Origin of the sequence: Microcystis sp. M53598_WE2, assembly GCF_030067735.1 — a bacterium.
GTDB classification, from domain to species: Bacteria; Cyanobacteriota; Cyanobacteriia; order Cyanobacteriales; family Microcystaceae; genus Microcystis; species Microcystis aeruginosa.
On the sequence record NZ_JASJFE010000469.1, the window covers coordinates 1 to 5,204 of the forward strand.

General features: G+C 46.2%; 7 protein-coding genes and 1 pseudogene. 2 read left to right on the top strand and 6 right to left on the bottom strand.

Going from position 1 to position 5,204, the window contains the following annotated elements; translation table 11 throughout:
* The first annotated feature begins 300 nt into the window (after positions 1–300).
* Positions 301–1,827 carry a photosystem II chlorophyll-binding protein CP47 gene (gene psbB / locus PX636_RS09720; protein ID WP_002757651.1) on the top strand — a complete coding sequence of 509 codons (1,527 nt, stop codon included), beginning with the start codon at positions 301–303 and terminating at the stop codon, positions 1,825–1,827.
* 298 nt (positions 1,828–2,125) lie between these two features.
* Here psbB and PX636_RS09725 read toward each other — a convergent pair whose 3' ends face one another.
* From PX636_RS09725 to PX636_RS09750, 6 genes are all read right to left on the bottom strand, one after another.
* The gene (locus tag PX636_RS09725; RefSeq protein ID WP_002736108.1) at positions 2,126–2,245 is read right to left on the bottom strand and encodes a photosystem II reaction center protein J; all 120 of its coding nucleotides are present in this window, start codon (positions 2,243–2,245) and stop codon (positions 2,126–2,128) included.
* A 42-nt stretch (positions 2,246–2,287) separates the two neighbouring features.
* Positions 2,288–2,407: a photosystem II reaction center protein PsbL gene (gene psbL, locus PX636_RS09730; RefSeq protein ID WP_002735805.1), complete on the bottom strand. Its 120-nt coding sequence runs from the start codon at positions 2,405–2,407 to the stop codon at positions 2,288–2,290.
* A 10-nt stretch (positions 2,408–2,417) separates the two neighbouring features.
* Positions 2,418–2,552, bottom strand: coding sequence for a cytochrome b559 subunit beta (psbF, locus tag PX636_RS09735; protein WP_002736175.1), 135 nt, complete (start codon positions 2,550–2,552; stop codon positions 2,418–2,420).
* Between the two features lie 25 nt (positions 2,553–2,577).
* A complete protein-coding gene (gene psbE / locus PX636_RS09740; RefSeq protein ID WP_002749269.1) occupies positions 2,578–2,823 on the bottom strand; it encodes a cytochrome b559 subunit alpha in 246 nt (81 codons plus the stop codon).
* A 78-nt stretch (positions 2,824–2,901) separates the two neighbouring features.
* A complete protein-coding gene (locus PX636_RS09745) occupies positions 2,902–3,894 on the bottom strand; it encodes a photosynthesis system II assembly factor Ycf48 (protein ID WP_002798092.1) in 993 nt (330 codons plus the stop codon).
* Positions 3,895–4,000: 106 nt separating this feature from the next.
* On the bottom strand, positions 4,001–4,348 hold the full coding sequence (locus PX636_RS09750; RefSeq protein ID WP_002757647.1) for a rubredoxin: 348 nt from the start codon (positions 4,346–4,348) through the stop codon (positions 4,001–4,003).
* Between the two features lie 597 nt (positions 4,349–4,945).
* Between PX636_RS09750 and PX636_RS09755 the strand changes: the two are divergent.
* Positions 4,946–5,204, top strand: a pseudogene (locus tag PX636_RS09755) (TOMM precursor leader peptide-binding protein); the annotation flags it as partial.

Here is a 5,204-nt window from a genome sequence, read left to right on the forward strand (position 1 = left end):
CTACACCCTACACCCTACACCCCACACCCCACACCCCACACCCCACACCCTACACCCCACACCCTACACCCCACACCCCACTCCCTGATCTGGAATATTCTGGCCGAAGACCGATCGCAAAGACTTGAAATCTGTTCTAACAATAGTTACACTTCTTTAGAATAGATACACTTTTCAAGGGATAATGTAGGTCGGCTAACTCTTGCACTTAACAGTCGAGATTGTTGGGCTTATATTTTCACCCTGAATATAAAAAGCGTCTAAGTGGACACTAAATTGTCAATAGGAGGAGCGTAGTCAATGGGACTACCTTGGTATCGAGTACACACAGTCGTTCTCAACGACCCGGGCCGTTTAATTTCCGTTCACCTGATGCACACCGCACTGGTAGCGGGTTGGGCTGGCTCCATGGCCCTCTATGAGCTTGCTATTTTCGACCCCAGTGACCCCGTATTAAACCCGATGTGGCGGCAAGGAATGTTCGTGCTGCCCTTCATGGCCCGTTTAGGTGTCACCGGTTCTTGGGGTGGCTGGAGCGTCACCGGCGAAACTGGTGTTGACCCCGGTTTCTGGTCTTTTGAAGGCGTTGCCGCCGCTCATATCGTCTTATCCGGTCTGCTATTCCTAGCGGCGGTTTGGCACTGGGTTTTCTGGGATTTAGAATTATTCATCGATCCCCGCACGGGCGAATCAGCCCTCGATTTACCGAAAATGTTCGGTATTCACCTGTTCTTATCCGGTTTACTTTGCTTCGGTTTCGGTGCTTTCCATCAAACAGGCCTTTGGGGTCCCGGGATGTGGGTTTCCGATGCCTACGGTTTAACCGGTCATGTGCAGCCCGTAGCTCCCGAATGGGGACCGGCTGGTTTTAACCCCTTTAACCCCGGGGGTGTGGTAGCTCACCACATTGCTGCGGGTATCGTTGGGATTATCGCCGGTTTATTCCATTTAACCGTTCGTCCCCCCGAAAGACTCTATAAAGCCCTGAGAATGGGTAATATCGAAACGGTGCTTTCTAGCAGTATCGCCGCCGTTTTCTTTGCCGCTTTCGTCGTGGCCGGAACCATGTGGTACGGTAATGCTACCACCCCGATCGAACTCTTTGGCCCGACCCGTTACCAATGGGATAAGGGCTATTTCCAAGAAGAAATTGAGCGTCGCGTCGAGGCCAGCATCGCCAATGGGGCCACCATCGCCGAAGCTTACCAAGCAATCCCCGAAAAACTGGCTTTCTATGATTATGTCGGTAATAGCCCCGCTAAAGGTGGTTTATTCCGTACTGGTGCCATGGATAGCGGTGACGGTATCGCTAAATCTTGGTTAGGACACCCCGTGTTCAAAGATGGCGAAGGTCGCGTCCTGAGCGTGCGTCGGATGCCTAACTTCTTTGAAACCTTCCCCGTTGTCCTGACTGACTCGGAAGGTATCGTTCGCGCGGATATTCCTTTCCGTCGTGCGGAATCGAAACTGAGTATCGAACAAAGTGGTGTTACCGTTTCTTTCTACGGTGGCTCTCTCGATGGTCAGGTGTTCAGCGATCCTGCTGATGTGAAGAAATTTGCCCGTAGAGCGCAACTCGGTGAAGCTTTCGAGTTTGACACCGAAACCCTGAAGTCTGACGGGGTATTCCGCACTTCTCCGAGAGGTTGGTTTACTTTCGGTCATGCTGTCTTTGCTTTACTATTCTTCTTCGGTCATATCTGGCACGGTTCTCGTACTATCTACCGCGACGTATTCGCCGGGGTAGATCCCGATCTGGAAGAACAAGTGGAATTCGGTTTATTCCAAAAATTGGGTGATCTTAGCACTCGTAAACAAGAAGTTTAGTTTTAGCTAAATCATCCATATAACTAAAGGAGTCAAGTCTTTGACTCCTTTTTTTAATTAGGGTATGCTGAAAAAGTTTTTCGTGGGGGCAGGGTGTGGGGTGTGGGGTGTGGGGAGAAGGGAGCAGGGAGTGGGGAGCAGGGAGAAACAATTCATAACTTGAGAGTTAATCACACTATTAAAAACGGATTTGGTATTAAAGTTCGATCGAGCTTTACCTTTAACCGAATACTGAAAAAACCGCTAGTTATTTCTATAACTAACGGCTTTTTGCTGGGGGAAATTACCCGTAATGGAATTACATAGAGGAACCTAAACCGGCGTAAGCTCCGTAGAAGAAAAGACCAAGCACAGCGATAACGCCTAGACCGGCGATGGTGGCGACTAACCACAAAGGAATACGACCTTCTGCGAACATGAATAACACCTCCTAATTGCGATGACAATGAATCGGGACTAATTAGTTAAAGAAATAGCTGGAAAATAAAATTCCCAAGACAGCAACTAGGAGTAAACCTAGGTAAAGAGAAGTACGATTTAACTCGACAGCTTGCCGATTCGGATTAGGTGTTCTTTCCATAATTGTTCTCCTAGCGTTGAATAAACTGCATTGCCGCAATCGCACCGATAAAGAAGACAGTGGGGACAGCTAAGGTATGAACTGCCAACCAGCGAACGGTGAAAATGGGGTAAGAAATGGGTTGATTGGGATTACCACTAGCCATTGTTTTTATCCTTAATTAAAGTAAACTACTGATTAAACTGCTCGATTTGATTTTTGGCCTCAAAGCGATCATTAATGATCGGTAATTCTTGACGCTCTTGAGTGTAATACTCATCGGGACGGGGAGTGCCAAAAACATCGTAAGCTAAACCAGTACTCACGAATAACCAACCTGCGATAAACAGCATGGGGATGGTGATGCTATGGATAATCCAGTAACGAATACTGGTAACGATATCGCCAAAAGGACGTTCGCCGGTACTACCTGACATGGACGGTTCTCCTCGGAATGATAGGACTTGAAAAATTCAATCTCTATAATAGAGACTTTCTTGACCCTGAGACAAGTTTTAGGCCGGTTCGCTAGGGGGATTATATTTCAGTAAAACCCCATTTTGTCCCAAGACAAAACCCTTGTCGGAATTGATAAAAACAATTCGATAGAGATTGGAGGGGACACTTTCCACCGCGCGATCTTTTTGCCAAGATTGGCCGCTGTCATGACTGACCAAGAGATTGCCGCTACCACCAGCGACCCAAATTTCTTCGGGACTGCGGTAGTTGAGGTCCAAAAGTCCCCAACTGGTGGAAAACTCTGGGAATACCTTATCTTCCCATGTATCGAGATCATTGGGGCTAGTAAATTGTAGTTGACCACCCCGGGCCAGGGCCCACAGTTCTCCTTTTTCACCATAACCGACTTTTTGTAAGCGGCGGGAAGAAAGACGATTGTGGGGTTGCCATTCTGTTGACCCCGGTTCCCAAGTGGAATAAAAGTTACCGCGTGCGGAAACGGCCACGTATTTACCATCATGGGAACGAACAATTGTCCGGGCCACACCCACAGCACCTTCCACTAAAGCTTGCCAAGTTTTGCCCCCGTCTTTGGTGCGGTAGATAGCGCCTAAATCCGTGACCATTTCGGCGGTTTTGTCGTTCAGAGCGATAATTCCGTAGGGGGAACCGGGTAATTTTTCACTTAAGGGGATACGGGACCAGCTGCTGCCCCCGTCTTCGCTATGGAGAAGAATTGAGGGTTTACCGACAATCCAACCCTCTTGGTCGTGGAAACTGACGGCGCTAAAGCTAACTTTTTCTTCGCCAAGGTTGAGGACTTTTTGCTGCCAGCTGTCCCCCCCATCGGTGGTTTCAAAGAGGGTAGATTTGGTTCCCACTAACCAACCGTGCTGCAGGTCGTCGGTAAAGGCGATATCGGCAAAAGTGGAGTCAGTGTCGAGGGTGAGGATTTGCCAAGGACTACTGCTCAGGGATGGCACACTACTACAGCTAAAGCAGAAAAAGGCTACAGCTAGAACTATTACGAATTGTTTCAGTTTTCTCATCAATGGTTCAGAGGTATTGGTCAAGGAATCGGGACGGATTAGGGTTTGTACCCGATGGGTTACAGGCTCATAAGAGCCGTTGGATTAAAGATAATGAGTGCTTGAGTTAGTTTAAACCATATAAACTAATAAAGAAAACAAATCCTAGCGCTAAAGCCCCGAAAATCAAAATATTTTTTTGTGCTGGAGTCAGACGGTTGACTCCAAAACCATAGCTAAGATTTTCTTGGAATCCCGAAGGAGCATCTTTGGCTCCGATGTTGATAAATTGGGAACGACGCACACCACACACGGGACAGCGCCACGTTTCTGGCAATTCCTCGAAGGGGGTTCCAGCGGGAGTGTTGGTTTTACTATCTCCCTTGCTGGGGTCGTAAACGTAGCCGCAGGAGCGACATTCGTAGTTGGCAGGGGCCTGGTCGGCTAGGGTTAGTTCTGGTGGGCGATCGCTCATAACTAAGATTAAAGGAATTTTCAACACTCTGTTACAAATTATCCTTGAAAATTGACCTCTCTCACGGGCAAGCCCCAACAGAATAGCCAGTTTTCAAGCCTGAAAAGGATTAGCGAGGCAGCATATCGGCTTTAAAAAAAGCAAGATTAATCTATTAGGGCTTAAATGTCTATTAAAACTTTATTAAGTTTATATTTGGGCTATTTACCCTGATTTTGGTACTCAAATTTATTCCGAGAAATTGAGAAATTTCAGGCAGGGAAGAAATTAGGGGTCTGATAGCAAATCCTGTTTAAAAGGTAGAGGAGATTGGGGAGTGCCGGAGCTGCGGAGTAGGGGGAAACAATCCATAACTGGGTTTTTAAAGTTGGATTGGGAGTTAATCATGCTATTAAAAGCGGATTTGGTATCATATTGCATAAATTTAATCACTTTTAGCGATCGCTTTTATATTTTGGCATAAATGGGCTGCTCCCTCGCCGTTCCCTGTTCCCGAAAACGAAAACTTCGCACCTCACCATTAAGATAACTGCTATCAACCTTATATTATAGGTATATAATCAACCTTAACTATACCTTAAAAAGAGAGTAAAAATTGTGTTCAACCAGCTTGATTGGAATCCTGCCTATTCAATTGAAACCCTAGAACCAAATACGGTATTTTTTCTATCTGAGCGAGAATCAATCTGTTTTCAAGAGCCGCTTTATTATCGTTTAGTCAGATTAATCGATGGTCAACGTAATCTTGATGAAATTATTGATATTCTTCAGTTAGAATTTTTACAAAATCAAGAAATTAATCCCAATAATCCTAATTCGTTTGCAGTTATTATTAACTATAGTCTGGCAATTCAAA